23 protein-coding genes and 1 pseudogene are annotated in these 26,472 nt (G+C 70.9%); 13 read left to right on the forward strand and 11 right to left on the reverse strand.

Annotated features, from left to right (window positions below):
* Nucleotides 1-226: 226 nt before the first annotated feature.
* The 3 genes from ACWTPI_RS30130 to ACWTPI_RS30140 are packed head-to-tail and all read right to left on the reverse strand — an operon-like array spanning nucleotide 227 to nucleotide 2,597.
* Nucleotides 227-919 carry an amino acid ABC transporter permease gene (locus ACWTPI_RS30130; RefSeq protein ID WP_020205819.1) on the reverse strand — a complete coding sequence of 231 codons (693 nt, stop codon included), beginning with the start codon at nucleotides 917-919 and terminating at the stop codon, nucleotides 227-229.
* 3 nt (nucleotides 920-922) lie between these two features.
* Complete coding sequence (locus ACWTPI_RS30135; RefSeq protein ID WP_020205820.1) at nucleotides 923-1,648, reverse strand: amino acid ABC transporter permease; 726 nt, start codon at nucleotides 1,646-1,648, stop codon at nucleotides 923-925.
* 28 nt (nucleotides 1,649-1,676) lie between these two features.
* Nucleotides 1,677-2,597, reverse strand: a complete 921-nt coding sequence (locus tag ACWTPI_RS30140) for a transporter substrate-binding domain-containing protein (protein ID WP_020205821.1) — start codon at nucleotides 2,595-2,597, stop codon at nucleotides 1,677-1,679.
* Nucleotides 2,598-3,026: 429 nt separating this feature from the next.
* On the opposite strand from ACWTPI_RS30140, the gene hisC reads away from it, so the two are divergent.
* Nucleotides 3,027-4,202 (forward strand): histidinol-phosphate transaminase, encoded by a 1,176-nt coding sequence (gene hisC / locus ACWTPI_RS30145; protein WP_454733577.1) that lies wholly within the window; start codon nucleotides 3,027-3,029, stop codon nucleotides 4,200-4,202.
* Nucleotides 4,203-4,292: 90 nt separating this feature from the next.
* Here hisC and ACWTPI_RS30150 read toward each other — a convergent pair whose 3' ends face one another.
* Complete coding sequence (locus tag ACWTPI_RS30150; RefSeq protein WP_454733578.1) at nucleotides 4,293-4,955, reverse strand: NAD(P)H-binding protein; 663 nt, start codon at nucleotides 4,953-4,955, stop codon at nucleotides 4,293-4,295.
* Between the two features lie 750 nt (nucleotides 4,956-5,705).
* Here ACWTPI_RS30150 and ACWTPI_RS30155 point away from each other — a divergent pair.
* From ACWTPI_RS30155 to ACWTPI_RS30165, 3 genes are read left to right on the forward strand one after another with little or no spacing between them, the layout of a single operon-like run.
* On the forward strand, nucleotides 5,706-6,851 hold the full coding sequence (locus ACWTPI_RS30155; protein WP_454733579.1) for an efflux RND transporter periplasmic adaptor subunit: 1,146 nt from the start codon (nucleotides 5,706-5,708) through the stop codon (nucleotides 6,849-6,851).
* Complete coding sequence (locus ACWTPI_RS30160) at nucleotides 6,844-9,918, forward strand: efflux RND transporter permease subunit (protein ID WP_454733580.1); 3,075 nt, start codon at nucleotides 6,844-6,846, stop codon at nucleotides 9,916-9,918. The genes ACWTPI_RS30155 and ACWTPI_RS30160 overlap by 8 nt, the downstream gene beginning before the upstream one ends.
* 11 nt (nucleotides 9,919-9,929) lie before the next feature.
* On the forward strand, nucleotides 9,930-11,252 hold the full coding sequence (locus ACWTPI_RS30165) for a TolC family protein (protein WP_454733581.1): 1,323 nt from the start codon (nucleotides 9,930-9,932) through the stop codon (nucleotides 11,250-11,252).
* A 71-nt stretch (nucleotides 11,253-11,323) separates the two neighbouring features.
* Here the strand turns inward: ACWTPI_RS30165 and ACWTPI_RS30170 are convergent, their stop codons facing one another.
* Complete coding sequence (locus ACWTPI_RS30170; protein WP_020205827.1) at nucleotides 11,324-11,509, reverse strand: YjfB family protein; 186 nt, start codon at nucleotides 11,507-11,509, stop codon at nucleotides 11,324-11,326.
* Nucleotides 11,510-11,874: 365 nt separating this feature from the next.
* Between ACWTPI_RS30170 and ACWTPI_RS30175 the strand changes: the two genes are divergently transcribed.
* From ACWTPI_RS30175 to serA, 3 genes are all read left to right on the forward strand, one after another.
* Nucleotides 11,875-12,897: a S1C family serine protease gene (locus tag ACWTPI_RS30175; protein ID WP_454733582.1), complete on the forward strand. Its 1,023-nt coding sequence runs from the start codon at nucleotides 11,875-11,877 to the stop codon at nucleotides 12,895-12,897.
* Nucleotides 12,898-12,946: 49 nt separating this feature from the next.
* Nucleotides 12,947-13,699, forward strand: a complete 753-nt coding sequence (locus ACWTPI_RS30180; RefSeq protein ID WP_454733583.1) for a hypothetical protein — start codon at nucleotides 12,947-12,949, stop codon at nucleotides 13,697-13,699.
* Between the two features lie 179 nt (nucleotides 13,700-13,878).
* The gene (gene serA / locus ACWTPI_RS30185; RefSeq protein ID WP_020203382.1) at nucleotides 13,879-15,090 is read left to right on the forward strand and encodes a phosphoglycerate dehydrogenase; all 1,212 of its coding nucleotides are present in this window, start codon (nucleotides 13,879-13,881) and stop codon (nucleotides 15,088-15,090) included.
* A gap of 47 nt (nucleotides 15,091-15,137) precedes the next feature.
* Here the strand turns inward: serA and ACWTPI_RS30190 are convergent.
* Nucleotides 15,138-15,302, reverse strand: a pseudogene (locus ACWTPI_RS30190) (H-NS family nucleoid-associated regulatory protein); the annotation flags it as partial.
* 928 nt (nucleotides 15,303-16,230) lie between these two features.
* On the opposite strand from ACWTPI_RS30190, the gene ACWTPI_RS30195 reads away from it, so the two are divergent.
* The 4 genes from ACWTPI_RS30195 (at nucleotide 16,231) to ACWTPI_RS30210 (ending at nucleotide 19,117) form a co-directional block, all read left to right on the forward strand.
* Nucleotides 16,231-16,533: a DUF3649 domain-containing protein gene (locus ACWTPI_RS30195; protein ID WP_059412552.1), complete on the forward strand. Its 303-nt coding sequence runs from the start codon at nucleotides 16,231-16,233 to the stop codon at nucleotides 16,531-16,533.
* Nucleotides 16,530-18,164 carry a PepSY-associated TM helix domain-containing protein gene (locus ACWTPI_RS30200; RefSeq protein WP_454733584.1) on the forward strand — a complete coding sequence of 545 codons (1,635 nt, stop codon included), beginning with the start codon at nucleotides 16,530-16,532 and terminating at the stop codon, nucleotides 18,162-18,164. Before ACWTPI_RS30195 ends, ACWTPI_RS30200 begins: the two co-directional genes overlap by 4 nt.
* Nucleotides 18,161-18,517, forward strand: a complete 357-nt coding sequence (locus tag ACWTPI_RS30205; RefSeq protein WP_454733585.1) for a DUF3325 domain-containing protein — start codon at nucleotides 18,161-18,163, stop codon at nucleotides 18,515-18,517. The genes ACWTPI_RS30200 and ACWTPI_RS30205 overlap by 4 nt, the downstream gene beginning before the upstream one ends.
* Nucleotides 18,518-18,670: 153 nt before the next feature.
* On the forward strand, nucleotides 18,671-19,117 hold the full coding sequence (locus tag ACWTPI_RS30210) for a PaaI family thioesterase (protein ID WP_020203387.1): 447 nt from the start codon (nucleotides 18,671-18,673) through the stop codon (nucleotides 19,115-19,117).
* A gap of 10 nt (nucleotides 19,118-19,127) precedes the next feature.
* Here the strand turns inward: ACWTPI_RS30210 and ACWTPI_RS30215 are convergent, their stop codons facing one another.
* A complete protein-coding gene (locus ACWTPI_RS30215) occupies nucleotides 19,128-20,600 on the reverse strand; it encodes an MFS transporter (RefSeq protein ID WP_454733586.1) in 1,473 nt (490 codons plus the stop codon).
* A gap of 835 nt (nucleotides 20,601-21,435) precedes the next feature.
* On the opposite strand from ACWTPI_RS30215, the gene ACWTPI_RS30220 reads away from it, so the two are divergent.
* Entirely contained in the window at nucleotides 21,436-21,636 is a 201-nt protein-coding gene (locus tag ACWTPI_RS30220) for a hypothetical protein (protein ID WP_020203389.1), read from the forward strand.
* Between the two features lie 19 nt (nucleotides 21,637-21,655).
* On the opposite strand, the gene ACWTPI_RS30225 is transcribed toward ACWTPI_RS30220, so the two are convergent.
* Both ACWTPI_RS30225 and ACWTPI_RS30230 read right to left on the reverse strand, forming a co-directional pair.
* The gene (locus ACWTPI_RS30225; RefSeq protein WP_020203390.1) at nucleotides 21,656-21,925 is read right to left on the reverse strand and encodes a hypothetical protein; all 270 of its coding nucleotides are present in this window, start codon (nucleotides 21,923-21,925) and stop codon (nucleotides 21,656-21,658) included.
* A 147-nt stretch (nucleotides 21,926-22,072) separates the two neighbouring features.
* Nucleotides 22,073-22,555, reverse strand: coding sequence for a hypothetical protein (locus ACWTPI_RS30230; RefSeq protein WP_020203391.1), 483 nt, complete (start codon nucleotides 22,553-22,555; stop codon nucleotides 22,073-22,075).
* A gap of 257 nt (nucleotides 22,556-22,812) precedes the next feature.
* On the opposite strand from ACWTPI_RS30230, the gene ACWTPI_RS30235 reads away from it, so the two are divergent.
* The gene (locus tag ACWTPI_RS30235) at nucleotides 22,813-23,694 is read left to right on the forward strand and encodes an NAD(P)-dependent oxidoreductase (protein ID WP_454733587.1); all 882 of its coding nucleotides are present in this window, start codon (nucleotides 22,813-22,815) and stop codon (nucleotides 23,692-23,694) included.
* Between the two features lie 65 nt (nucleotides 23,695-23,759).
* On the opposite strand, the gene ACWTPI_RS30240 is transcribed toward ACWTPI_RS30235, so the two are convergent.
* Nucleotides 23,760-24,449 (reverse strand): hypothetical protein, encoded by a 690-nt coding sequence (locus tag ACWTPI_RS30240; RefSeq protein WP_020203393.1) that lies wholly within the window; start codon nucleotides 24,447-24,449, stop codon nucleotides 23,760-23,762.
* 12 nt (nucleotides 24,450-24,461) lie between these two features.
* Nucleotides 24,462-26,471, reverse strand: coding sequence for a hypothetical protein (locus ACWTPI_RS30245; protein ID WP_454733588.1), 2,010 nt, complete (start codon nucleotides 26,469-26,471; stop codon nucleotides 24,462-24,464).
* Nucleotide 26,472 lies beyond the last annotated feature (1 nt).

Raw genomic sequence — 26,472 nt, forward strand, 5'->3', positions numbered from 1 at the left:
CCTCGTGGAAGTGCCCCGTGGAGGCTGCCGGTTTCCGGCAAACGGCAGACCGGCCCCGGCGTCGCCACGACGACAGGCTCCTGGTCCGGCCCCGACGAACCGCAGACCACGGCGTCACCACGGGCAATCGTGGGCGGGCAGCCATGCGGCACCTGGAAGGCGCCACAGTGCTTGTTGACATGCTTCGGTCCGATCGGCGGAAAATCCTTCGCGACCCGCGCGTGTCCTAGCGCACCACCTGCATGCGGCGTTGCAGCCTGCCGACGATCCGCGACATGCCAAAGCTCAGCAGGAAATACGTCGCGGCCACGAAAACATACATCTCCACGGGCCTGTTGTCGCGCTGCGCCACCTTGGCCGCGGCCCCGACGAAATCCGTGATGGACAGCACGTACACCAGCGACACGTCCTGGAACAGCACGATGGTCTGCGTCAGCAGCACGGGCAGCATGTTGCGCACGGCTTGCGGCAGAACGATCGACGCCATGACCTGGCCGTCGCGCATGCCCAGCGCCCGGCCCGCGGACGTCTGTCCGGGCGACACCGACAGGATGCCCGCCCGCATGATCTCGCAGTAGTACGCCGCCTCGAACATCACGAAGGTCGTGAGCGACGAGCTGAAGGCACCGACCTGGACCGGCTTGCCGGAACCGGTAAGCCAGGCGCCGATGTACGGGACCAGGAAATAGAACCAGAAGATGACCAGAACCAGCGGGACGGCCCTGACGACGTTCACGTAGCAGGTGGCTATCGCGGCGACGAACGCGTTGGATGACAGCCGCATCAGGGCCAGGATCGTGCCGAGAATCAGCCCGCCGATCATCGCCATCACCGTGAGCTGGATGGTGAAGGCCATGCCGTCGAGGAACAGGTAGCGCAGCGAGCGCGCGATGACGCCCGTGTCGAATGTCTCGAGCATGCGCTACCTCCGTCCCGCTTGCGCGGTGAGGCGCTCGTTCACATGACGCATGACGAAGATCACGGTCAGGTTCATGGCGACGTAGAGCGCCGTCGCGACGGTGAACGCTTCGAACGTCTGGAACGACAGTTCGGTCATGGCCCGCGTTCGCGCCGTCAGCTCCATCAGCCCGATCGTCAGCGCGACCGCGCTGTTCTTCATCACGCCGACGAATTCCCCGGTAAGCGGGAGGATCACGATCCGCAATGCCTGGGGCAGCAAGATGAAGCGATAGACCTGCCACGGCTTCATGCCGCTTGCCAGCCCCGCCATGAACTGGCCGCGCGGGAGGCTGCGTATGCCGGCGCCCACCTGCACCGCGACGCGCGCGGAGGTATAGCAGCCGAGAGAGACCACCGCCGTCAGAAACGACGAGTATTCGTAGCTCTTCAGCCAGGCTCCCACGGCTGCCGGCAGCATCTCGGGAAAGACGAAGTAGAACAGGAACATCTGCACCAGCAGAGGTATGTTGCGAAACAGCTCGATGTAGGCGTTGGCCACCTTCGACCATCGGCGGTCTGCCACGGTGCTCAGCGTGCCGACAGCAAAGCCGAACACCAGGGCCACCACCCATGCCGTGAGCGCGGTAGCCAGCGTCCAGCCCAGTCCGTCGATGACCGCCTGCAGGTACGTACCGCTGCCGTCAGGAGACTGCTCCCCGAAGATGCCCCAATTCCATTGATAGTTCATGTCTTCGTCCGGTCACGAGCCCGTTCGCTTACTGATAGTCCTTCGGGTCGCCGGAGTCGTTGGGCCTGGCAATGGCATGCTGCAGCTTCTGGCTCATCGGGATGCGCAGATTCACATTGATCGAAGGCAGCGGCGATTCGAACCACTTCGTGTAGAGCGTCTTGATCTCGCCCGACGAGAACATGCCGGCCAGCACGCCGTTGACCAGCTCGCGGAAGGCCGGGTCGTCGCGGCGCATCATGAGCGCCCACGGCTCCACCGGCATCTCGTCGACGATCCCCATGTAGTACTCGTCGGGATTCTTCGCGCTGGCGATCTGGGAGGCGATCAGGATGTCGGTGACGATGAATGCATTGGCGCGTCCGGTGTCCATCATCATGAACGAGGCCCCGTGGTCGGGGGCGACAAGCACCTTCATGCCGAGATTGCGCTCGCGGTTCATGTCGTTGACCAGCTTGACGTCGGTGGATCCCGACGTGGACACCACGGTCTTGCCCTTCAGGTCGGCAACGGCGCGGATGTTGGCCGCCTTCTTCGCCACGTAGGCTTCGTTGCCGACGTAGATGGCGTAGGAGAACGCGACCTGGCGCTGGCGCTCGAGCGTGTTCGCGTCCGAGCCGCAGGTGAGATCGATCGTCTCATTGACCATCAGCGGAATCCGCGTCGCCGACGTGATCGGCTGCAGCTTCACGTCGAGCTTCGCCATGCCCAGCTTCTTCTTGATGGCCTCCGTGACCCTGCTGCAGATGTCGAGCGAGTAGCCGCGAAACGCCTGCTTGTCGTCGAGGTAGGAGAAAGGAACCGAGGACTCCCGCACGCCGAGCGTAATGCTGCCGGTGTCCTTGATCTTCTTGAGCGTGCCCGTGAGTTGTTCGGCGCGGACAGGGGCCATCAGGGTGAAGGCGACCACCACCGCGGCCGACAGAATGCTCCAGTGCTGCAACTTCATGACGTGCTCCTTGCTGCGGGCGGCTCAGGCCACCCAGTGTTCATGACCCTTGAATGTGAATCGCCGGATCCGTGGTCCAGCAGTGACACCGGTACACCCACCAATCAAAACTAGTTCAATGCAAGACTATTGGCACCAGTGATGTAGTGATATTCGGTGAAACCCGTACAGGTTTGCAAGAAGAACCTGGTTTGAAGGTCCAAAACGTAGATTTGGTGCGGGATGTGCGGAACCAGTGCACTTGGGAACCGTTTTAGTGCGCGGCGCAAGATGGCATGAACAAGACGAGAAACAGCACAAATTTATGGCTTTTAAGTCACCAAAATTCGGCGTCAGAACGAGAATCACGAGGAACAGTTGTCTGCCACCACAGGAATGAACTAGTATTTAACACAAATAGAACTAGTTCTATTTGTTTGCAATACAAGTATGCCTAGTGCATTCGCAGCGCTGTTCCCTGTCCCCTTATCTCTCAGTGGAGTTTCGACGATGGTACGTCCCAGTTCTGAAGCACTCGTGTCCGGCGAGGTGTATGTGCCCGGTTTGCCCAAGGAATATGTCACCGCCAAGTACGGTGTCCCCGCAGACGACATCGCCAAGCTGGCTTCCGCCGAGAACCCGCACGGCGCCTCGCCGAAGGCGGTGGCCGCCGTCGAGGAAGCGCACCAGAGACTCGATATCTACCCGGACTGGACCGCGCGCCAGCTACGTGAGGCCATTGGCGCGAAGTACGGCTTCGACCCGGAAGGCGTCGTTTGCGGCTCCGGCGAGACCGAGGTCATTTCGATGGTGATCCGCGCCTTCGCGGCGCCGGACGACCCCGTCCTCATGCATGCGCCCTGCTTTCCGCTCTACCGCATCTATGCGAACGCGGAAGGCCGTTGCCCCGTGTATGTGCCGATGGGCAAGGACTTCGACCCGCAGATCGAGCTGTACCTGGAGACCCTGAAGAAGGTCAATCCGAAGATCGCATTCATCACCAACCCGCACAACCCGAGCGGCCAGATGCTGCCGGAGGCGGACGTGCGGCGCGTCTGCGAAGCCGCCGGCGAAGATACCTTGATCGTGCTCGACGAGGCCTATGTCCACTACAGCGAAGAAACGTTCGGCATGGACCTGCTCCGCGAGTACAAGAACCTGATCGTGCTGCGCACGATGTCCAAGGCCTTTGGACTGGCGGGTCTGCGCGTGGGCTTCGGCATCTCGGCCAACGTCGACCTGATCCGTCCGCTTCGCCTCATCAAGCCGACCTGGAACATGGGCCAGATGCAGATCGCCGGCGGCGTGGCGGGCATCGACGACGACGAGCACGTGCAGCGCGCCGTGCGCACGGTGGTGGAGATGCGCGAATACGTCACCGCCGGCGTGAACAATATCCCGGGCTTCCGCGCCGTGCCGAACTCCCGCGCCAACTTCTTCCTGACGGAGATCCTGAATCCGGAACTCGATGCCACGCGCGTCTTCAACGCGCTGCTGCAGCGGGGCGTGATCGTCAAGGACGGGTCGGACATCGAGGGACTGGGCTCGCGCTACCTGCGCGTGGACGTGAACCTGAAGAAGCATATGGACCGCTTCCTTTGGGCGCTTGGCGATATTCGCGCCTGAATCGCGGCCTGACTGCCGGCCGCCCCGGCGCCGCGTCCTCTTGCCTGGGCACTGCCGCGCAGAGCGGGACGCGGGGCCCCGCCCGCGCCGCTAGCGCATGTCGGCAATGTCGCGCGCCTCGACGAGCGCACGCGGAAATCCCCGCCGCGCCACGATGAGCATCGCGCGCCCGACCTGCTCGGTGGTGGTGACGTAGGCCGGGAACAGCCGCCGCAGCAGCGGCAGCAACGGCCCGAGCAGCAGGTAGGGAATCCGGTAGGCCGCGGTCTTGGAGCGGATGCCGTGCAGCGGCTGGATGGCGCCGGGACGGAACATGTAGGCCGCCTTGAACGGCAGTTCGAGCAGCGCGTTCTCGGTGCGGCCTTTCACGCGCGCCCACATCGAGCGCCCGCGCGCGGTGCTGTCGGTGCCGGCGCCGCTCACGTAGACGAAGGTCATGCGCGGGTTGAGCCGGGCCAGCACCTGCGCGGCGGCCAGCGTGATGTCGTAGGTGACGCGGGTGTACTCGGCTTCCGACATGCCGGCCGACGACACGCCGAGGCAGAAGAAGCAGGCGTCGAAACCGGTCAGCGCCGCTTCGATGCCTTCGTAGTGCAGCAGGTCGGCGTGCGCCACCTCGGTCAGTTTGGGGTGCCGCTGGCCGGTAGGCGTGCGGCCCACGGTCTGCACGCGCTGCACGTCGTCGGCCAGCAGGCATTCGCGCAGCACGCCGAGGCCGACCATGCCGGTCGCGCCGAATATCAGTACGTTCATTCGTGACTTCCTGTTCGATGAGAGCGGCCGCGCGTCGTGGTTTCCGAATTGCCGGCATGCCACTGCGGAAAAATCCGCTTGATCGCGGCGCCGCCATGCGGCCCGTTTTCCGCGGCGCGGCGGCACCGGCGCCGATCGCGCGCGGGCGCGGCATTTTTGCTTGACCCATGCCATGCCCGCCGCTAGAGTACGCGCATTCTCAACAACAGGGCATACCCAGTGGGCAATTGTTCCGACGACAGTAGCCGATCCAGGATCGGCATCACCGCCTGATCGGGCCACGGTATCCCTAATCCGTGCCCGCTCCGCGGCACGGTGCTTCGAGGCCGGGCGTCCTGCCCCGCCTGCTTTCCTGAACACGGTCTCCTTCCACCGGGCGCGCTGCGCATCGCAGCCCGCCGGTGGCTGCGTTCGTCCACCGCCAGCGTGCCCGCGGCCGGCACGCGGCTTGTCCACGCCGGTCCGCCCGGAACCGACCAGAGGCCAGACATGGACCCCGACCCTTCCTGCAGTCCGACGCGCCGGGAGCGCGGCGGCTGACCGCCTGACCTGCATCGCGCGCGCCGCCACCGGGCGCGCCGCGCGCATCCGCCTGGCTTTCCCCGCCCCGCTCTCCGCGCCGTCCCTCATCCCGTAGTCCGCCGGGCATGCGCCCGTCACCGGCCACCCGCGCGCGTTCGCGCCGCGCGGCGCCGGGGATGCGTCACGCCTGTCGATGCCGTTCGACTCCGCTCCGAGAGCCAGACAACCATGTTCCCGAACACCCCTTTCCTGCCCGCCGGCGCCTGCGCGCTGGCCGCCTGCCTTGCCCTGGGCGGCTGCGATGGCGGCGCGCATGCCGGCCCGCCCGCGTCCTCTTCTTCACCCCCATCGTCCGCCGGACTCGTGCGCGATGGCGGCGCCATCTTCGTGCCCGCGGCCTCGCCGCTGCGCGCGCGCCTCGAGGTCCGCGCCGTCGCCGAGACGCCGCTGCGGCGGTCCATCCCGGTCCCCGGCGAGATCGAGGCCGATCCGGCCCGGCTGGTGCGCATCGTGCCGCCGCTGCCCGGGCGCATCGCGCGCCTGCACGTGGCGCTCGGCGATGCCGTGCGCGCGGGCGACGCGCTGCTGACGCTGGACTCGGCCGAGCTGAGCGCCGCGCGCGGCGAGGCCGGCAAGGCGCGCGCCGCGCGCGAGCAGGCGCGGCTGGAACTGGAGCGCCAGCGCGCCTTGCTCGACGCGGAGATCGCCGCGCGCAAGGACTTCGAGCAGGCCCGGCTGGCCTACGCGCAGGCCAGCAGCGACGCCGACACCGCCGCCGCGCGGCTGGCGCAGCTTGGCGCCGGCGGCGGCGCGCCGTCGCAGCGGCAATACACCATGCGCGCGCCGCTGGCCGGGCGCGTGATCGCGCTGGACGCCGCGCCGGGCGGCTACTGGAACGACACCGCCGCGCCGCTGATGACGGTGGCGGACCTGTCCACCGTGTACCTCGCGGCCAACGTGCCGGAGAAGGACATCGGCGCGGTCTTCGCCGGGCAGCCGGCGCAGATCGCGTTCAACGCCTACCCCGGCGCGGCCGTCGCCGGGCAGGTGCGCTACGTGGGCGAGATCCTCGACGCCGACACCCGCACGGTGAAGGTGCGCGTGGCCATCGACAACCGCGAGGGGCGCTACCGCCCGGGCATGTACGCCACGGTCGTGCTGGCCGGCGCGGCGCACCCGGCCCTGCTGGTGCCGCCCGCGGCGCTGCTGCAGGGCGGGCTGGAGACGCGCGTGCTGGTGGAGACCGCGCCGTTCCGCTTCGCGCCGCGCGTGGTCGCCACCGGCGCGCAGGCGGGCGGCATGGTGGAAATCCTCTCCGGCCTCGAGGCCGGCGAGCGCATCGTGGTGAAGAACGGGGTGCTGCTCCATGATTGACCGTTTCGTCACCCTGTGCTTCGAGCGGCGCGCCGTGGTGTGGCTGGTGTTCGCGCTGGTGGCGCTGTACGGCGCCCATAGCTGGAAGCAGCTGCCGATCGAGGCCTATCCCGACATTGCCGACGTCACCTCGCAGATCGTCACCCAGGTGCCCGGCCTGGGCGCCGAGGAGATCGAGCAGCAGATCACCATCCCGCTGGAACGCGCGCTGCTGGCCACGCCCGGCATGCACGTGCTGCGCACGCGCAGCCTGTTCGCGCTGTCGCTGGTCACGGTGGTGTTCGAGGACGGCACCGATGGCTACTGGGCGCGCCAGCGGCTGCAGGAGCGCCTCAACGAAGTCGAGCTGCCGTATGGCGCCAGGCCCGGGCTCGATCCCTACACCTCGCCCACCGGCGAGTTCTACCGCTACACGCTGGCCTCGCCCACGCGCAGCCTGCGCGAATTGTCGGAGCTGCAGGCGTGGACCGTGGTGCCGCGCCTGAAGAAGGTACGCGGCGTGGTGGACGTGACCACCTTCGGCGGCCTGACCACGCAGTTCATGCTGGAGGTGGACCCCGCGCGCCTGGCGGCGTACAAGCTCACGCTGGCGCAGGTGAGCGCGGCGCTCAACGCCAACAACGCCAGCGCGGGCGGCGGCGTGATCGACCGCGGCGAGCAGTCCTACGTGGTGCGCGGCACCGGGCTGCTGCGCTCGCTCGGCGACATGGGCAACGTCGTGGTGACGGTGAAGGACGGCACGCCGGTGCTGGTCAAGGATCTCGGCACGCTGCGCTACGGCAGCGTGGAGCGGCGCGGCATCCTCGGCAAGGACGACGACCCGGACGCGGTCTCCGGCATCGCGCTGCTGCTCAAGGACTTCAACGCGGCGCGGGCGCTCGACGGCGTGCACGCGGCCGTGCGCGACCTCAACGACAACCTGCTGCCGGCGGACGTGAAGGTGGTGCCCTACCTGGACCGCGCCACGCTGATCGACGCCACCATGCGCACCGTGGGCATGACGCTGGCCGAGGGCATGGCGCTGGTGGCGGTGGTGCTGCTGCTGTTCCTGGGCAGCCCGCGCGCGGCGCTGATCGTGGCGCTGACGATTCCGCTGTCGCTGCTGATCGCGTTCATCTTCATTCACCACCTGCGCATCCCGGCCAACCTGCTGAGCCTGGGCGCGATCGACTTCGGCATCCTGGTGGACGGCGCGGTGGTGCTGGTGGAAAACGTCCTGCGCCGGCGCGAGCAGCAGGCGCAGCGCCCGCTGGCGCCGCGCGACGCGCTCGCCGCGGCCTTGCAGGTGGCGCGGCCGATGGGCTTCGGCATGCTGGTGATCGTGGCCGCCTACCTGCCGCTGTTCTCGTTCGAGCGCATCGAGTACAAGCTGTTCTCGCCGATGGCCTTCGCCGTGGGCGCGGCGCTGGCCGGCGCGCTGATCGTGGCGCTGGCGCTGGTGCCGGGGCTGGCGTGGCTCGCCATGCGAAAGCCGCGCCGCGTGTTCCACAACCCGGCGCTGGCGTGGCTCGGCGCGCGCTACCGCGCCGCGCTGGAGCGCGGCATCGGCAAAACGCGCCGGGTGGCCGCAACCTGCGCGCTGGCGCTGGCCGGCATGCTGGCACTGGGCGCCAGCATCGGGCGCGATTTCCTGCCCTACCTCGACGAGGGCTCGCTGTGGCTGCAGGTGCAGATGCCGCCCGGCATCACGCTCGAGCGCGCCGCCGACATGGCCAGCGAGCTGCGCCGCGCCACGCGCGCGTTTCCCGAAGTCTCCTACGTGGTCACGCAGACCGGCCGCAACGACGACGGCACCGACTACTGGACGCCTTCGCACATCGAGGCCAGCGTGGGCCTGCACCCGTACCGGACCTGGGCCTCCGGCATGAGCAAGCAGCAACTGATCGACAAGCTGGCGGCGCGCTACGCGCAGATGCCCGGCTTCACGGTGGCCTTCATGCAGCCGATGATCGACGGCGTGCAGGACAAGCTCTCGGGCGCGCACAGCGACCTCGTGGTCAAGCTCTTCGGCGACGACCTCGCCGAGCTGCGCGGCCTCGCCGCCCAGGTGGCGGACACCCTGCGCGGCGTGCCCGGCGCGGCCGACGTGGCGGTGGACGTGGAGCCGCCGCTGCCCAACCTGCGCATCGACCTGGACCGCGCCGCCGCCGCGCGCCACGGCATCAGCGCGGCCGACGTGGCCGAGCTGGTCGCCACCGGCATCGGCGGCGCGCCGGTCGGCCAGGTCTACGTGGGCGAGCGGCGCTACGACATGACCGTGCGCTTCGCGCCCGAGGCGCGCGCCGGCGCCGACGGCATCGGCGGCCTGATGCTGAACGCGGCCAACGGCGCCAGGGTGCCGCTGGCGCAGGTGGCGGACATCCGCGCCACCTCGGGCGAAAGCGTGATCGTGCGCGAGATGGCGCGCCGCCACCTGATCGTGCGGCTCAACGTGCGCGGGCGCGACCTGTCCGGTTTCCTGGCGCAGGCGCGCCCGGCGCTGGACGCCGCGCTGCGCTACGACCCGCGGCGCATCCAGGTCGAATGGGGCGGCCAGTTCGAGAACCTCGAGCGCGCGCAGGCGCGCCTGGCGGTGATCCTGCCGATGACGCTGGCGCTGATGTTCGTGCTGCTGTTCGCCGCGTTCCGCAACCTGCGCCAGCCCGCGCTGGTGCTGCTGGCGGTGCCGCTGGCCGCCATCGGCGGGCTGGCCGCGCTGCACCTGCGCGGCATGACGCTCAACGTGTCCAGCGCGGTGGGCTTCATCGCGCTGTCCGGCGTGGCGGTGCTCAACGGCGTGCTGATGATCGCGCAGATCAACCGGCTGCGCGCGCAGGACGGCATGGGCCTGCGCGCGGCGGTGATCGAAGGCGCCGCCAGCCGCATGCGGCCGGTGCTGATGACCGCCACCGTGGCCGCCATCGGCCTCACGCCCGCGATGCTGGCGACGGGTCTCGGCAGCGACGTGCAGCGCCCGCTGGCCACCGTGGTGGTGGGCGGGCTGGCCAGCGCCACGCTGCTGACGCTGTGGCTGCTGCCCGCGCTCTATTACCTCGTGGAAGCCCGCGCCGCGCGGCGCGCGGCCTGAGGAGAATCCGGATGAACGACAAGAACACGTACGAGCACAAGAACAAGCACAGACCCTTCGCCCTGCCGGGCCTGCTGGCGTGCGCGCTGCTGATGCCGGCCCACGGCGCGGCGGCGGCCGGGCCGGTGCGCTTCGCCGATTTCCTCGAGGTGGTCGAGCGCCAGAATCCCGGCCTGGCCGCGCAGCAGGAAACCGTGCGCAGCGCGCGGGCCGGCATCGACATCGCCGGGGTGCGGCCGGACCCGGTGCTGACCTATGGCCGGGGCAACATCGAGCTCAGCCGCGCGGTGACGCCGCGGCCGCCGCGCACGCATGAGCTGGGCCTGGAGATTGCGCTGGAGCTGGGCGGCAAGCGCGCCGCGCGCGTGCGCGCCGCCGGCAGCGGCCTGCGCCTGGCGCAGGCCGGCGAGCGGGGGTTCCGCAACGCGCTGTACGCGGAATCCGCGGCGGCCTTCGCCGAAGCCTGCCGCAGCCGCGACGCGCTGGTGCGCCAGGAGTCCGCGCTGGCGGCGCTGGGCCGGGTGGTGCGCGCCAACGAGACGCGGCGCGCGGCGGGCGACATCGGCGGGCTGGAGCTGGCGCAGTCGCGCGTGGAGCGCGACCGCTTCGCCGCCGGCGTCACCACCGCGCGGGCGGCGGCGGGAGCGGCCATGCAGGCGCTCTCGGTGCGGCTCGGCATGCCCGTGGAGGACGCCTTCGGCGGTGCGCCGCTGGCCTGCGATTTCCCCGCCTACGAGCCCGGCGCCGATGCCGGTGCGCTGGTCGCGCAGGCGCTGGAAGCGCGCGACGAGGTGCGCATCGCGCGCGCCGCGCTGGACCACATGCGCGACAACGCGGCGCTGGCGCGCGCCAACCGCTGGGTGGACCCGAGCGTGAGTCTCGGCCTGACGCTCGCGCCGGGCACGCCCGGCGATGGCGATGGCGGCGGCACGGCGCGCTCGCGCATGCTGGGCGTGTCGGTGTCGGTCCCGCTGCCGCTGTCGCGCCTGCAGCGCGGCGAGCTGGTGCAGGCCGGGGCGGACGTCACGCAGGCCATGCTGGCGCTGCGCGAGGCGGAACTGAAGACGGCGGCCGAAGTCCGCCGCGCCCTGCTCGCCTTCGCGGCCGCGCGCGAGAACTTCCGGCGCTACCGCGACGCGGTCAGCGCCGACGCCGACCGCGTGCTCGACGGCATGCGCCAGTCGTACCGCCAGGGCGCGGCGCCGCTGCTGGCGCTGCTCGACGCGCAGCGCACCGCCGACGAGACCTACCTGGACTATCTCCAGTCGCGCGCGGACCTGGCCGAAGCCACAGTGGCGCTGCAGCTCGCCACCGGCCAGCGGCCGTCGCTCTGAGCGCGACGGCGGCGGAGCATGAAATGGGGGCCGGCGCCCGGGTGCGACCCCGGGCGCCGGGCTTGCCTTTGTTACACCTTGATGTCGACGTTCTGGCCCAGGTGCGGCGGGTTGCTGGCGGCCACGCTGGCCGGCGCCACCGACGCCAGCAGCGCGGCCACGCCCTCGGCCTGCAGGTCCAGCGATTTGCGCAGCATCAGCAAGGGCACCGGGTCGGAACCGGCGTTGCTTGCCGCGCTGACGATGGCAGTATCCATGAGTGAATCGTCCTGTTTCGGGTTGCGGTTGGTGGTGCGGGTGGCCGGGATGCCGGCAGGCCGGCCGGAAAAAGCCGCGGCGCCACGCGCGGGAGGGATTCCTGCCAGTTTGTTGTCGGCCCGCCGCGACAAAGCTTTAGCGCGGCGGGCGGAACGTTTATGATAGGCAACCCCGCGCGCTCGTCCGCCGGGTCCGGAACAGCGGGCGGGGGAAAGACCGGATCGCCGGGGCGGTGGCCGCACCGGGCGGCGCGCCGGCGAAGATTGCCGCAAGAATTCCGGCAAGGATTCCGGCAGGACCAGTCACCAAAAAGAACATCATGGGTCGGGCGAAAAAAATAGCGGGCCGCATCGCGGTTTCGTGTTTGACTGCCGGCATCTCCCTGCCCGGCCTGGCGCTGGATTCGGCGCAGTTGTACGAGCGCGAGTCGCCCAGCATCTGGGTCGTCACCGTGTTCGACGCCCAGGGCGGGCGCATCGGCCTGGGCAGCTCGGTGGTGATCGGGCCGGAGGAGCTGGTCACCAACTGCCACGTGCTCAGGAACGGCAAGTCCATCGGCATCCGGCGCGAGAACACCGCGCACAGCGCGCGCCTGGTGCATGCCGACGTGGAGCGCGACCTGTGCATCCTCCACGCCAGGGGGCTGGCCGCGCCGGCCGTGAAGATCGCCCCGCTCGCCTCGCTCAAGGTCGGCCAGAAGGTCTATGCCATCGGCGCGCCGCGCGGCTATGAGCTGACCCTGAGCGACGGCCTGCTGTCTTCCCTGAACCGCGACACCGCCGACCGCGTGGTGCGCCTGCAGACCACCGCGCCGATCTCGCCGGGCTCCAGCGGCGGCGGCCTGTTCAATACCGACGGCCAGCTGATCGGCATCACCTACCTGATGCGCGCCGACGCGCAGAACCTCAATTTCGCCGTGCCCGCGCAGTGGATCGACGAGGTGCCGGCGCGCTCGGCGCTGGCGCTGCAGCGCTTTCGCAGCGAGGCCGCGGCCGTGCAGGCGGCCGCGGCGCCTGCAGCGCCCGCGCGGGCGCTGCAGGCGCCGGCGCCGCAGCCGCTGCCGGCCGGCACGCAGGACCGGCAACTGACCGGCGCCGAGCTGGCCGCGCATTTCACGCATCTCGGGCGCGTGGACGCCACCGCGCCGTCCGGCATCACGCTGTGGCTGAACATCCGCGAGAGCGGCGAGCTGGACGTGACCAATGCCGTCAGCCGCGGCTACTCGCCGGGCCGCTACCGTATCGAGCCGGACAGCGGCCAGGTCTGCATCGACATGGACAACCCCAAGTTCAGGACCATGCAGACGTGCTACCGGCTGACCGAGGCCGGCGGGCGCTACGTGATGCGCTCGGTCTCCAGCCCCTATTACTTTTCCTACGTGAAATAACGTGAAACAGCACGGCACGCCCTCCCTGTCCTGCCCGCCGTCCACGGGCATGCATTCCATGCGTCGCGCCGCCACGGCCGCCGCCGTGGCCGCCGCCCTGCTGCTCGGCGGCTGCGCGCCGGCGACCGTCGGCGTCTCCACGCGCGCCACCGACTACAGCGGCAAACCCACGCGCCTGTACGTGGTGGGCATGACCGGCATGGGCTGGGACAGCGATTTCTCGCAGGCCTTCGCCGCCAAGTTCCGCGAGGTGGCCGGGCAGTGCGGCGTGGCGGCGGCCTATGACGAGCTGTCCGGCCTGGAGCTGGACCCGAACGCCATCAACGGCCGCATGCGCGCGTTCCACGCCGACGCGCTGCTCACCATCTCCAGCGGCGGCGGCGTGCTCAGCGCCTACGGCCAGCGCCTGTCGATCCGCTACGCCAGCACGCTGACCGACGTCCGGCTGCGGCGCCCGGTCTGGAAGGGCCAGTACACCTTCAGCCGCGGCTCCACGGCGATCCCGATCGAGGAACGCGCCGCGGTGTTCGCCATCGACCTCACCAACAACCTGAAGAAAGACGGTTTCCTGAACGGCTGCGCGCCGATCGCGCTGGGCCAGAACGGCCGGCTGGACCCGGCGGCGGTGCCGGTGATCGTGCATGGCGCGCCCATCCGGCCGCCCGTGGCGGCGGACGGCGCGGGCGCCGCGGTGGTGGCGCACGGCCCGGCCGCGGGCCAGGCAGCCGCCAACCCGGCCGCCACGCCGGGCGTGCCCGGCGGCGCGACGCTGCGCGACCTGCAGGACCTGCTGCCGAAGTAAGCGGGCGCCGCGCGCCTCCCGAGGCACACCGCCTTTGCCATTGGCGGCAATGTGGGTGTTCTGTGCGCGGCAGCCGCCTGCGTTACCATGACGGTCCCGGTTTCTCCCCGTGCCCGCGCCCGGCACCGCGCGCGCCGCCCGCCTCCGCTTCCGCCATTGCCGCCACTCCCGCCATTGCCATGACTTCTGCTCTCCTGCTCGAAAACATCCACGACACCGCCGTAGAACGCTTCAAGGAAGCGCTCGTCACCGTGGAGCGCCGCAGCGGCGCGCTCGCCGGCGAAGAACTGCACCGCGCGCCGCAGGCGCACCAGATCCTCGGCATCCGCTCCGCCACGCACCTGGGCGCGCCGGAGATCGAGGCCGCCCGCCACCTGCTGGCCATCGGCTGCTTCTGCATCGGCACCTCGCAGGTCGACCTCGACGCGGCCGCGCGCGCGGGCATGCCGGTGTTCAACGCGCCGTTCTCGAACACGCGCTCGGTGGCCGAGCTGGTGATCGCCGAGGCCATCCTGCTGCTGCGCCGCGTGCCGGAGAAGAACACGCTCGCGCACGCGGGCAAGTGGGCCAAGGGCGCCAGCGGCTCGTTCGAGGCGCGCGGCAAGACCATCGCCATCGTCGGCTACGGCAACATCGGCTCGCAGGTGGGCGTGCTGGCCGAGGCGATGGGCATGCGGGTGGTGTACTACGACGTGCAGGCCAAGCTGTCGCTGGGCTCGGCGCGCGCGGCGCGCTCGCTGGCCGACGCGGTGTCGCACGCGGACATCGTGACGCTGCACGTGCCGGCCACCGCGCAGACGAAGAAGATGATCGACGCCGCCGTGCTGCGCCAGTTCAAGCGCGGCGCGATCCTCATCAATGCCTCGCGCGGCACCGTGGTGGACATCGAGGCGCTGCGCGCGGCCTGCGACGACAACCACATCGCCGGCCTGGCCATCGACGTGTTCCCCGAGGAGCCGAAGACCAACGCCGACCGCTTCACCAGCCCGCTGCAGGGCGTGCCCAACGCCATCCTGACGCCGCACATCGGCGGCAGCACGGAAGAGGCGCAGGAAAACATCGGCACCGAGGTCGCCACCAAGCTGATCGCCTTCCTGCGCACCGGCGACACCGTCGGCGCGGTCAACTTCCCCGAGGTGAGCCCGGGCCCGCTGACCTCGCCGGCGCGGCTGCTCAACGTGCACGGCAACGCGCCGGGCGCGCTGGCCGCGCTCAACACGCTGCTCGCGCGCGACGGCGTCAACATCGTGGCGCAGCACCTGCAGACGCGCGGGGAAATGGGCTATGTGGTGACCGATCTCGACAAGGCGCCGTCGGCCGAACTGGTGGCCGCGCTGGACCAGGAAAGCGCGTTCATCCGCTGCCGCGTGCTGCGCAACGAGCAGGGCTGACGCGAACGCCGCGGCGGCAGGCTACCGGCCTGCCGCCGACGCGCGGATCAGCTCACGCGGAAATGCTCGACCGACTGGCCGGCATTGACCGCGCGCACCAGCCATGAGGGCATCGCGCCCTCGCCGTCCCACACCTGGCCTTCGGCGTTGCGGTAGCGGCGCGCGGGGGTGGCGGAAGGTGCGGCTGAGGGCGCGGCGGCCGGCGCCGGTTCGGCCTGCGCCTCGCGCGGCGGCCGGCTGGCCGGCGCGTCTGCCCGCGCACTCATCCGCTCATCCTTCCGCTCGATCTTCCCTCCGGCTTCCGGCTGCGCCGAAACCTCGGCCGGCGCCGCGGCCGGCATAGCCAGCGCCGCCTGGGCGTTGGCCGCGTTCTGCTGGCCCAGCCGTTTCTTGCGCTGCTGCCGCGGCGTCGCCGGCGGCGCGGTGACGGGCGCCGCCGGCAGCAGGCCGGCGGTCGGGCCGAGCGGCTCCACGACCAGCGTTGCGGCCGGCCTGGCCGCCGCAGGCGCCTGCTCCGCTGCCGGCGCATCCACCGCCTCATCCTCCACACCCTCCACACCCGCCGCCGGCGCCGCTGCCGCGAGCGCGGCCTCGATGTCCTCGGCGGTGATGCCCAGCCGCTCCATCTGGACCCGGATCCAGACAATGGCGGCGACTCTCTTCACGTCGGGGGAAACGTCGGCCGAGGCATCGGCGGGAACGGCCGGAGGAAGGTCCGAAGGAAGGTCCGAAGGAAGGTCCGATGAAGGGTCCGGTGAAGCAGCGGGGGCGATAGCGGTAGACACGATTAAAAACCAATAGAAGATGCGGGTAGACGGTTCATCATGCGGCGCTCTGCGCACACCCCTGACCCTGAAGCTCGCACATGATAGCCGAGCGCGGAAGCCGCCTCCCCGGACGGCACGAATGCCCGCCGGGCGGCGGCCGCGAGCGGCCTCTCCCCCTGCGCGAAAGCCACCGCGAAGCTGCTGGAAATCACACAATTCAAATGAGAACGATTATCATATGCGGCTTGCGCGCGGCGGCCGGCCACCGCGCAACGCTGCCGCCTCCATAGGACATATAGCCAATGCCTCGCCTCATTTCCACCGCCTCGCGAACAACTGTCGTGCCCGGCACGGCCGCCCCGGAGGCGCGCGCATGCGCCTGAGCCGCAACGGCCGCTATCGCCTCGGCGTGGCCTCGCGCGTGGTGGCCGCCATCGGCGGCGGCTACGTGCTGGCGGCGCTGGCCACCGGCCTGCTGGCGGTGGTGCTGCCGATGCCGCCGGCCGAGGCGGTGATGACCGCCACGCTGCTGTCGTTCTCGCTGTACGCATGCGCCGTGCTGTGGGTGTTCGCCGTGGGCAGCGCATGGCGCGCGTGGACCGGGCTGGCGGTGGCCGCCGCCGTCCTCGGCACCATCCTCGCGGCCGCGCTGGCCGCCGTGCGGAGCGGCGCATGAGGGCCGGCCTGCGCCAGTCGATGGCGTGGCTGCATGGCTGGTCCGGCCTGCTGGTGTGCTGGGTGCTGCTGCTGGTGTTCTGCGGCGGCACGGCCAGCTACTTCAAGGACGAGATCTCGCTGTGGATGAAACCGGAGCTGCACCGCGCGGCGGCCGCGCCGGTGCCGCCCGCCGAGGCCGCCGCCCGCGCGGTGGCGTTCCTGCAGCGCAACGCGCCGCGCTCGCCGCGCTGGTTCATCAGCCTGCCCGACGAGCGCAGCCCGGTGACGCAGGTGCTGTGGATCCGCGCGCCCGGCGAGCCCGGCTCCGGCATCGGCGGCAGCCGCGGCCGCTTCGAAAGCCGCACGCTGGACCCCGCCACCGGCGCCTTCCTCGGCACCGTGCGCGACACGCGCGGCGGCGAGTTCCTCTACCGGCTGCACTTCGACTTGTACTACATGCAGCCGCTGTGGGCGCGCTGGATCATCGGCGCGTGCGCGATGTGCATGCTGGTGGCCATCCTCAGCGGCGTCATCACGCACCGGCGCATCTTCCAGGACATCTTCACGTTCCGCCCGCGCAAGGGCCAGCGCTCGTGGCTCGACGCGCACAACGCCACCGCCGTGCTGGCCCTGCCGTTCCACCTGATGATCACGTACACCGGGCTGGTGACGCTGATGTTCATGTACATGCCGTGGGGCGTGCAGACGGCCTACCGCGGCGACCTGCAGGCCTTCAACAACGAAGCCTTCGGCCGCGCGCCGCTGGGCAAGCCCAGCGGCCAGGCCGCGCCGCTGGTGCCGGTGGCGCCGCTGGTCGCGCAGGCCATGCGGCACTGGAACGGCGCCGGACCGAGCCGCGTGGCGATCACGCTGGCCGGCGACGCCAACGCCACCGTCACCATCTCGCGCGGCAGCGCCGGCGCGCTGTCCGTCGACGAGCCGTCGATGCGCTTCGACGGCGCCACCGGCAAGCTGGTCGCCACCAACGGCGACGCGCCGGCACCCGCCAGCCAGACGCGCGGCGTGATGGTCGGCCTGCACGAGGCGCATTTCGCTGGGCCGCTGCTGCGCGCGCTGTTCTTCGTCAGCGGGCTGTCGGGCTGCGTGATGGTCGCCACCGGCGCGCTGCTGTGGGGCGTGAAGACGCGCCAGCGGCAGGCCAAGGCGCTGGCCGCCGGCGCCCGCCCCTCGTTCGGACTGCGGCTGGTGGACGCGCTCAACATCGGCGCCATCGCCGGCCTGCCGATCGCGTTCGCGGCCTACTTCTGGGCCAACCGGCTGCTGCCGGTGGCGATGGCCCACCGCCCCGACGCCGAGATCCGCACGTTCTTCGCCGCCTGGGCGGTGGCCGCGGTGCTGGCGCAGCTGCACCCCGCGCGCGCCATGTGGCGCGCGCAACTGTGGACCGGCGCGCTGATGCTCGCCGGCATTCCCGTGCTCAACGCGCTCACCACGGACACGCACCTCGGCGCGACGCTGCTGCGGGGACAGGGGCCGGCCGCGGTGGCCGGCTTCGACCTCACGGTGCTGGCGCTGGGCATCGCGCTGGGCGCGGCGGCGTGGGTGCTCGGCCGCCGCACGGCGGCGCGCAAGGCGGTGCCCGCAGCGCGCCAGCCGCATGGCGCGCGCGACGCCAAGGGGGCGACATGAACGGCCTCGCCTTCCTGGCCGCGCTGGCGCTGGTGTTCAGCGGCTTCAGCACGCTGAGCCAGACACTCGACCGGCACTATGCCGACCGCAACGGCCGCGGCAGCGTGCCCGGCACCGCCGAGCGCGTGCGCCTGCACGGCCTGGGCTGGGCCGCGCTGGCCCTGGCGCTGGCGGCGTGCGTGCTGGAACAGGGCTGGCCGATGGGCACCGTGGCCTGGGTCGGCATGCTGACGCTGGGCGCGCTGCCGGTGGTGGTGCTGCTGTCCTGCGCGCCCGCCCTGGCGCTGCGCGCGGCGGGCTGGAGCGGCGCGCTCGGCGGCTGCGGGCTGCTGGCGCTGCGCGCGCTGCCCTGAGCGCGCGCGGTGCCGAACATTGCCAGGCGGCGGCGCGGACAAACGCGCCACGCTCTCCGGCGGCGAAGCCTGCCTCTCGAGGATATGAAGGCCCGCCCGCCGCCGCCGGCTATCATGACGGCCATGCCAACCGAACGCCCCCCGCTTCAAGCCATGTCCGACCAGACCCCCGCCCAGCCTACCCAAGACACGCCCGCGAGCCCTGCCTGGGCACTGGAGAATCCCTTCCTCGAATCGCTCGACGTGACCATCGTGGCATGGGAGCCCGACCTCGTGCGCATGTCGCTGACGCCGCAGCCGGCGCATCTCAACAATACCGGCGTGGTCCAGGGCGGCATCCTGGCCACGCTGCTCGATGCCGCGGGCGGTTATGCCGGCCTGTTCCCCGAAGGCGGCGTGCGGCGCGCGGCCACCACCATCTCGCTCAACGTCAACTACGTCGCCTCCGGGAAGCTGGAGCTGCTTACCGTAGTGGGCCGCCGCGTGGGCGGCGGGCGCCGCGTGTTCTTCTCCCACGCCGAAGTCACCGACAGCCAGGGCCGCGTGATCGCCACCGCGCAGGCGGCATTCCGCCGCAAGGACCCGGCGGCGCCGGCCTGAAGCGGCGGCGCTATTCCCGTTCGTGCCCGCCATGCGCGGACAGCGGCGGCGCGATGTCCTCCAGCGCCCGCCGCTCGGCGTTGACCGCATAGCGCAGCGCGAACAGGCCCGCGACGATCACCAGCGCCGCGCCGATGCCGTAGCCGGCGGCCACGGCGGCGCGGCTGCCGCTGGCGATCAGCGTGCCGAACAGCAGCGGCCCGACGAAGCCGCCGCTGCCCGTGCCCACGGCGTAGAACACCGAGATCGCCAGCGCGCGCGTCTCCAGCGGAAAGACTTCGCTGACCGTGAGATAGGCCGAGCTGGCCGCGGCCGACGCCAGGAAGAACACGGCGGACCAGCACAGCGCCTGGCTGCGCGCATCGAGCCAGCCCTGCATGAAGGCCCAGCCCGTCAGCGCCAGCCCCACGCCGGAGAGCACGTAGGTCAGCGCGATCATGCGGCGGCGCCCCACGCGGTCGAACAGCGGCCCGAGCAGCAGCGGCCCCAGCACGTTGCCGAGCGCGAACGGGAACATGTACAGCCCCACGCGGTTGTCCGGCACGGCGTAGAAGCGCGTGAGCACCAGCGCGTAGGTGAAGAAGATGGCGTTGTAGAAGAACGCCTGCGAGACCATCAGCGCCAGCGCCACGGCGCTGCGCAGCCGGTAGCGGCGCAGCAGCACGCCGGCCACTTCGCGCAGCGTGGCCGCGCCGCGCCGCGCGAGGGCGATGCTGCCGGCCGCCGCCGGCAGCGCGCCGCACCGGGCCCGCACCTGCGCCTCGATGGCGGCGACGATGCGCTCGGCTTCGTCCGCGCGCCCGTGCAGGAGCAGCCAGCGCGGGCTCTCGGGCACGTCGCGCCGCACCAGCAGGATCGCCACCGCGAGCAGCGCGCCCAGCGCGAAGGCGGCGCGCCAGCCCAGCGCCGGGCCCAGCACGCGCGGGTCCAGCAGCAGCAGGCTCAGGCCCGCGCCGAGCGCCGCGCCCAGCCAGAAGCTGCCGTTGATGGCGAGGTTGACGCGCCCGCGCACGCGCGCCGGAATCAGTTCGTCGATGGCCGAGTTGATGGCCGCGTACTCCCCGCCGATGCCCAGCCCGGTCAGGAAGCGGCACACCGCGAAGAACCCGAAGCCCGGCGCAAACGCCGTGGCGAAGGTGGCCGCCGCGTACACCGCCAGCGTCACCAGGAACAGCGTCTTGCGGCCGAAGCGGTCGGCCAGGCGGCCGAACACGAGCGCGCCGGCCACCGCGCCCGCCACGTACAGCGAGCCGAGCCAACCCACCTGCGCGGCATCCAGCCCGAGCCCCTCGGGCTGCTCGAGCACGCCGCCGAGCGAGCCCACCAGCGTGACCTCCAGCCCGTCCAGCACCCACGCCACGCCCAGCGCGGCCACCACGCGCCAGTGCCAGCGCGACCACGGCAGCCGGTCCAGCCGCGCGGGGATGTCGCTGCGCACCGCGCGCGCGGCCGGTACGTCCGGCATGGTCTGCACAAGCGGCATGGACAGGCTCCGGTGGACGCCACGGCGCCGCGCGCGTCGGCGCGGCGACCCGGCCTTTGCGTGCGGCGCGGCCATCGGCGGCAAGCCTTCATCATAGGCAGAATTCGGGCGGCGTCCGCGTCCCATCGTCCTCGTGGCCGGCGACGGACCCGGCGTGGCCGCCTCGACGCCACTGGCGCCTGCTTCACTTTTTGATCCAAGTCAAGCAAATGGCAGAGCACAAACCCTACGGTGTTGGGGGCGTCAAGCGGGGCCGGGAATGAGACACTGCGTTCGGGCGGGAAAGCCTCTCGCCCATGTCACTTCTTCAATGCCCCCGGAGTCATTTCCCTGCGGGCATTTTTTTTGCCCGCGCCCCGCCGGCCGCTCGTGGCGCGAAGCGCTTTTTTACATCGATCGGAAAATCAGGGATGCCCGGTGCCGGCACCGCCACGCGGGCGAATGCGCGCCGCAGGCGTGCCTCCGCGGCCGGAAATCCCGCCGGGCCGCGGGCGTGTAAGTCGACCGCAAGCGGGCTGTGCCCCGCGCGGCGCGTGGCACGATTCCTGCGCGCCACCGGCATCGCGACATCGCGCGCGGCCCGGCCGGGCGGCGGGCATCGCGCAACAGGGAGGTAGCCTCATGGCTGGGGCTTCGCAGGCCGCGGGCGACGCGCGCGGCCCCGTTTTTCCCGGCCGGCGCGGCGTACCCGGAATGGCCCGGCCGCGTCAATAGTCCTTCGCGCTTACTCCCACGAGAGGGAGCCGCGCCATGCCGCCCGGGCGCACAATGCGCCCGTGGCCGTACCTGTCGGCATGCAACCTTGCCGGTAACGGCAGATCCTGGACCGAGCCCTATGATCCGGAAACCGAAATCCCTGACCGACGCGGCGCCAGCGGGCAACCGCCCGCAGCCCGGCGGCGAACCCACGCGGCAGCAGCTCGCCGAGCGCCGCACGCGCGCGCTGGCCGATGCGCTCGAAGAAGCCATCCGCCGCCCGGCGCCGGCCGCCGGCACGGCAAGCGCGCGGCGCCGCGCGGCAGGCCAGTCGTCCTGAAGGCCGGATATCCGGCCCGCTAATCGGCCAGCGGAAAACCGAACACGTCCCGCGCGAGGTCGCGCTCGAAAGCCTCCGTCCACCTGACCGGGCCGTCCCGGTACTCGCGCGCCTCGCCGCCCGTCACGCGGACCACCGCGATCCGGCGCGGCGGCCGGCCGGCATCGCCGTCCCCCGCCGCCGCCGCGCTGACCTCGAAATCTTCCTGGGCAAATCCGTGCAGCGCGCAGGCCGACGCGAACGCGTCGCGCTCCTGCGCCGGCAGTTCGTGGAACCGCAATTGCGCCATCGCCGTCTCCCGGAAAACCGCCGCGCAGGCCGGCGGGTCATGAGACAGGCAGTATCGCAGCAAGGGGATTGGGCGGGCAACATGGCGCGGCGGCGCCTTGCCCCGGAGCGCCCCGGAAGCGCCTTGGGGACAGGCGGCGGCAGGCAGCTACCGCGGCCGTTCGAACGCCGGCAGCGACGCCTGGTAGGCCTCCAGCAAGGTCCGCGTCAGCGCCTGGCCGTGATGGCTGTCGGCGCGGAAGGCATCGGGAATCTCCCACTCGAAGAAACCGTCCTCGGCAAAGGTGGCGCGCCCTTCCTGCTCGATCAGGATCGCGTGAAACGGCACCAGCCGCTCCTTCAGGTCGTCGCCGAGCAGGAAGCGGGAGAACCGGTACCTGCCCACCAGATGGCCGTCCCACTGCGCGAAGCCGAACTGCGCGTAGAGGCGGCCGACGGCGGTATGCAGCGTGAAGCTTTCTTCCTCGTCGCCGGGCAGTCCCGCGCAGGCCACGATCACGTCGGGCAGGAAACCGTCATGCGCGAGGCACGCGCTGACGAATTTCCGGAAGCGCGCCGCGTGGCCGCGCAGGCGCGCGACACGCCTTGCTCCGTTCGCGGCTGCATTGCCCTGTCCCCTGATTGCCATCATTCCCGTCCCCGGCCGTGAAGTGCCGACAGTCTCCATGCCGCCGCCGGCGGCGGCAATAACACTTCCTGGGGGAAATTTCGCGCCGCGCCCGGCAGCCGCCGGCGCTTCTGCTGCCCGGGCGACGTCTTCAACGATCCCTGCCCGCAGGCGGCGATGATGGTCGCGACCAAGGCCTGGCGCGGCCCCGCCGCTTCATGCTCCGGGTACAGTAGCGGATGCGTCGAATACAAGACCAGCCCGCACGACACGGAGACAAGATGAAGACAATCGGCATGATCGGCATCGGCATGATGGGCCACGGCATCGCCACCAACCTCGCCAGGCACGGCCACCCGCTGGTGCTGCTGGACCACCCCGGCAACCAGCCGCTGGACCGGCTGTTGGCCGCGGGCGCCGTCACCGCCGCCACGCCGGCCGAGGTGGCGCGCGCCGCCGATACCGTGATCCTGTGCGTGACCGGCACCCCGGAAGTGGAGGACGCCCTGTTCCGCGCCGACGGCGTGCTGGCCGGCCTGCGCCCGGGCACGGTGGTGATCGACTGCTCCACCGCGATTCCGTCCTCCACCGTGCGCATCGCCGAGGCCGTGGCGCGCGCCGGCGGCCGCTTTCTCGACACGCCGATGACGCGCACGCCCAGGGAAGCCGCCGAGGGCCGCCTCAACCTGATCGTCGGCGGCGAGCGCGCGCTGTTCGAGCAATGCCGCCCGCTGCTGGCCTGCTTCGCCGAGAACATCGTCTACGCCGGCCCCACCGGCTCCGGCCACCGGCTCAAGCTGCTGCACAACTACGTCTCGCTGGGCTTCTCCGCCGTGCTCGCCGAAGCCGCCGCCTGCGCCGGGCGTGCCGAGGTCGACCCGGCCGTGCTGCTGGAAGTGCTGTCCACGGGCGGCGGCGACAGCGTGGTGCTCGATCGCCTGCGTCCCTACATCGAATCGGGGGACGACTCGGGCTTCCGCTTCACGCTGGCCAACGCGCGCAAGGACATGGGCTACTACACCACGATGGCGCGCGAACTCGGCGCCGCGCGCGCCACCGCCGAGGCCGTGCTGGGCACCTACGAGCAGGCCGCCGGCGGCGAGCGGCCGCAGGCCACGGTGCCCGAGCTGATCGGCATCCTCGGCGGAAAGCTCGCGGGCTGAAAAAAAACGGCCCGGCATGCGCAAGGCATCCGGGCCGCGGTCCAGGCGACAGGCGGGAATCCGGCTTAGATGTCGTCGACCTTCTTCGGTTTTTCCGATGCCGATGCCGGCAGCGCGGCGATCTTGCCGGACTTGGCCAGCTTGAGCAGGCCTTCGCCGATCTTCGCCGTGCTGACCGCCTGCGCGCCGACCGACGTGACCACATCCTTGAGCGCGCCGAGGCGCGGCAGCAGGGTCGGGTTGGAGGTCACGCCCGACACCAGCGCGGTGCTGCCTTCGGCCAGCTGCTTGTCCTTGAGCACGCCCAGCATGAAGGTGAAGGCGGCATTGCCGAACGAGGCCAGTTGCGCCTGGTTCATGGTCTTGAGCTTGTCCTGCACTTCCTGGCTCGCCAGCGACTTCTGCAGCGCGGTGGCTTCGTCGTCGCGGATCTTGTTGATCGCCGCGGCCTTCTCGGCGGGGTCGGCGATGGCGTTGGCGGTGGCCAGCCGGGCTTCCTGCTCGGCGATGTCCTGCTTGCTCGCCACCGCCTTGAAGATGTGGCGGCTGGAGGTGCCGATCATCTGGTCGGCTTCCTGCGCGGTCTGGATGAAGGCATCGATGTCGCCCGCGGACACGGCGGCGCCCGAGGTGCCGCCGCCCACGCCCGGGATGGCCGCGGCGAGGTTGCCCAGGCCGAACGCCATGACCGGCGCGGTGGAGGTCAGCAGGATGCCTGCCATCAGGGCGCCCAGGAGTGCGGATGTTTTTTTCACAGCGTGTTTTCCTTAGTTGGGATTCAGCAATTGCTTCATGACAGCATCGAGACCGGCGCGGGTGTCCTTGTCCAGGTCGATGCGTTGCAGCACGCCGACGTTGTCGGCGTCCGCCGCGGCCGGGTAGCCGTTCGACGTAAAGGCGTGCTCCAGGATGGCCTGGCCGGCGGCGCTGCCGCCCGCCTTCTGCCGGTAGGCCAGGCGGATGCCATAGCCCTGCGCGCACATGCCGTCGTCGCAGGTCCGTTCCTTCGGGTCGATGCGGTACAGCGCTTCCAGGCACTTGTCGTAGGCGCCCGGGCGCAATTCGAGATTGCCGGCAAAGCCGGACTGCCCGCCGACCTTGCCCTTCACCAGCGCGGCCAGCCCCGGGTTCATCATGACCACGGGCGCCTGCGCGGCGCTGGCGTAGGCCAGCCAGTCGAAGCGCTCCAGCGCCACCGAGCCCACCTGGCTCTTCTGCGCCGGGCAATACGCCACGCGCTGGCCGGACGCGCCGGCACTGGCCACGCTGTCGAACAGCACGAGGTCGCCGGCCGCGGGCCGGGGCGGCTTGCCGGCCACCGGCAGGACCGGCGAGGCCGTGACGCGCGCGCCGTCGCGGCCGACCACGCTCGCTTCCCAGGTGGGCACCAGCGCGTCCTCGGCAATGCCGCCGGGCCGGCCCGCGTTGCGATAGGTGCGGATGGTGTCGCCGATCTGCAGGTTCATGCCGGGATCGTCGACCTCGAAGTTGTCGCCGGCCGCCCCGCTCACCTGCAGCGACAGCGGCTTGAAGCGGACCTCCTTGCCGAAGCGCTCGGCCAGCTCGTTGAGCGCGTTCTTCAGCACCACCTCGCGGCGGTCGGCGGCGTTGAAGCCCGACTTGTCCGTCACCGTGTCGTCGATGCGCTGGCTCACGTCGGCCGCGTACAGCACGCGCCCGTCGCGCGAGAGCAGCTCCGCGAAGACCCAGGCCTGGTAGCTCTGCCGGGCCTTGTAGCTGAGGTTGGTCGGCAGCTCGTAGTGGCGCGCCGGCGGCACCACCATGCGGATGAAATAGTCGGGCAGCGCGCGCCTGCCGCTGACCTCGTGCCCGATCCTGGTGTGGCTGTCGATGGACGCCTGGACCTGGCTGAAGTTGGCGTTGAGCGGCAGCGTGGCGAACGGCGCGCCGCTGCCGAGCTTGTCGGTAAACAGCTGGGTGCTGACCGCATCCGACAAGTCCGGGTTGCCGTCGCTGACCAGCGCCAGCACGCGCGGCTTGCGCACGTCCGACAGCGCCATCGTGTTGGCGCGGCTGAACACCGCGCCATCCCTGGGCGCGCCCAGCACCGGCACGGCCACCGCATAGCGCTGGCCGGCGTACTCCACGCGGATCTCGGACTCGCCGTCGTTCAGGACGTCGCCCTTGCCGATGCCGGCCTGGTAGCCCTGGTCCAGGATGACGAAGCCGCGCCAGGTGTCGGCCACCCGGGTCTCGACCACGTACGGGTTGAACTGCGCGGCCGCGGCGGCCAGCGTGCTGTCCAGCAGCGCGGCAAAGCCCGCGCGGTAGGCGGCGGCCACCTTGGCATCGATGCCGGCGGCGCCCTGCGCCTGCGCGACGGTCAGCACGTCGTAGCGGGTCTGGCTGAACGACTGCAGCACCTCGCCGGTCATCGGGTTGCTGAAATACACGCTCAGCGTGATCGGCAGGTAGATGTCGGTGGTGCCGTCGCTCTTGTCGATCCGGTAGCGCGACACGCGCGTGACCTGCACCGACAGCGCCAGCGTGCGCAGGCGGTTCTTGCTGTCCAGGTCCGGCGCCAGCGCCTTGAAGTGGGCCTGCGCGCGCTCCTGCAGCAGCGCGCTCGCCTGCTTCACGTCCAGCGCGGGGCGGAAGGCCGGGTCGACCTTGCTGCTGCCCGCGCCCGCGGCGCCGTCGTCGAAGAAGATGCCCGGGACCACGTACAGGCCCGCCGCCGGCGCGGCCGCGGCGTGGCCGGCCCAGCCGGCGGCCGCGGCGATGGCGGCGCCGAGCGCCGCGATATGCCGGCGCATC

Source organism: Cupriavidus ulmosensis (genome assembly GCF_977008105.1).

Excerpts from the sequence above, each read along its gene's own strand:
- ACWTPI_RS30130 (WP_020205819.1), bottom strand. The coding sequence starts at position 919 with ATGCTCGAGACATTCGACACGGGCGTCATCGCGCGCTCGCTGCGCTAC.
- ACWTPI_RS30135 (WP_020205820.1), bottom strand. The coding sequence starts at position 1,648 with ATGAACTATCAATGGAATTGGGGCATCTTCGGGGAGCAGTCTCCTGAC.
- ACWTPI_RS30140 (WP_020205821.1), bottom strand. The coding sequence starts at position 2,597 with ATGAAGTTGCAGCACTGGAGCATTCTGTCGGCCGCGGTGGTGGTCGCC.
- hisC (WP_454733577.1), top strand. The coding sequence starts at position 3,027 with ATGCCTAGTGCATTCGCAGCGCTGTTCCCTGTCCCCTTATCTCTCAGT.
- ACWTPI_RS30150 (WP_454733578.1), bottom strand. The coding sequence starts at position 4,955 with ATGAACGTACTGATATTCGGCGCGACCGGCATGGTCGGCCTCGGCGTG.
- ACWTPI_RS30155 (WP_454733579.1), top strand. The coding sequence starts at position 5,706 with ATGTTCCCGAACACCCCTTTCCTGCCCGCCGGCGCCTGCGCGCTGGCC.
- ACWTPI_RS30160 (WP_454733580.1), top strand. The coding sequence starts at position 6,844 with ATGATTGACCGTTTCGTCACCCTGTGCTTCGAGCGGCGCGCCGTGGTG.
- ACWTPI_RS30165 (WP_454733581.1), top strand. The coding sequence starts at position 9,930 with ATGAACGACAAGAACACGTACGAGCACAAGAACAAGCACAGACCCTTC.
- ACWTPI_RS30170 (WP_020205827.1), bottom strand. The coding sequence starts at position 11,509 with ATGGATACTGCCATCGTCAGCGCGGCAAGCAACGCCGGTTCCGACCCG.
- ACWTPI_RS30180 (WP_454733583.1), top strand. The coding sequence starts at position 12,947 with ATGCATTCCATGCGTCGCGCCGCCACGGCCGCCGCCGTGGCCGCCGCC.
- serA (WP_020203382.1), top strand. The coding sequence starts at position 13,879 with ATGACTTCTGCTCTCCTGCTCGAAAACATCCACGACACCGCCGTAGAA.
- ACWTPI_RS30195 (WP_059412552.1), top strand. The coding sequence starts at position 16,231 with ATGCGCCTGAGCCGCAACGGCCGCTATCGCCTCGGCGTGGCCTCGCGC.
- ACWTPI_RS30200 (WP_454733584.1), top strand. The coding sequence starts at position 16,530 with ATGAGGGCCGGCCTGCGCCAGTCGATGGCGTGGCTGCATGGCTGGTCC.
- ACWTPI_RS30205 (WP_454733585.1), top strand. The coding sequence starts at position 18,161 with ATGAACGGCCTCGCCTTCCTGGCCGCGCTGGCGCTGGTGTTCAGCGGC.
- ACWTPI_RS30210 (WP_020203387.1), top strand. The coding sequence starts at position 18,671 with ATGTCCGACCAGACCCCCGCCCAGCCTACCCAAGACACGCCCGCGAGC.
- ACWTPI_RS30215 (WP_454733586.1), bottom strand. The coding sequence starts at position 20,600 with ATGCCGCTTGTGCAGACCATGCCGGACGTACCGGCCGCGCGCGCGGTG.
- ACWTPI_RS30220 (WP_020203389.1), top strand. The coding sequence starts at position 21,436 with ATGATCCGGAAACCGAAATCCCTGACCGACGCGGCGCCAGCGGGCAAC.
- ACWTPI_RS30225 (WP_020203390.1), bottom strand. The coding sequence starts at position 21,925 with ATGGCGCAATTGCGGTTCCACGAACTGCCGGCGCAGGAGCGCGACGCG.
- ACWTPI_RS30230 (WP_020203391.1), bottom strand. The coding sequence starts at position 22,555 with ATGATGGCAATCAGGGGACAGGGCAATGCAGCCGCGAACGGAGCAAGG.
- ACWTPI_RS30235 (WP_454733587.1), top strand. The coding sequence starts at position 22,813 with ATGAAGACAATCGGCATGATCGGCATCGGCATGATGGGCCACGGCATC.
- ACWTPI_RS30245 (WP_454733588.1), bottom strand. The coding sequence starts at position 26,471 with ATGCGCCGGCATATCGCGGCGCTCGGCGCCGCCATCGCCGCGGCCGCC.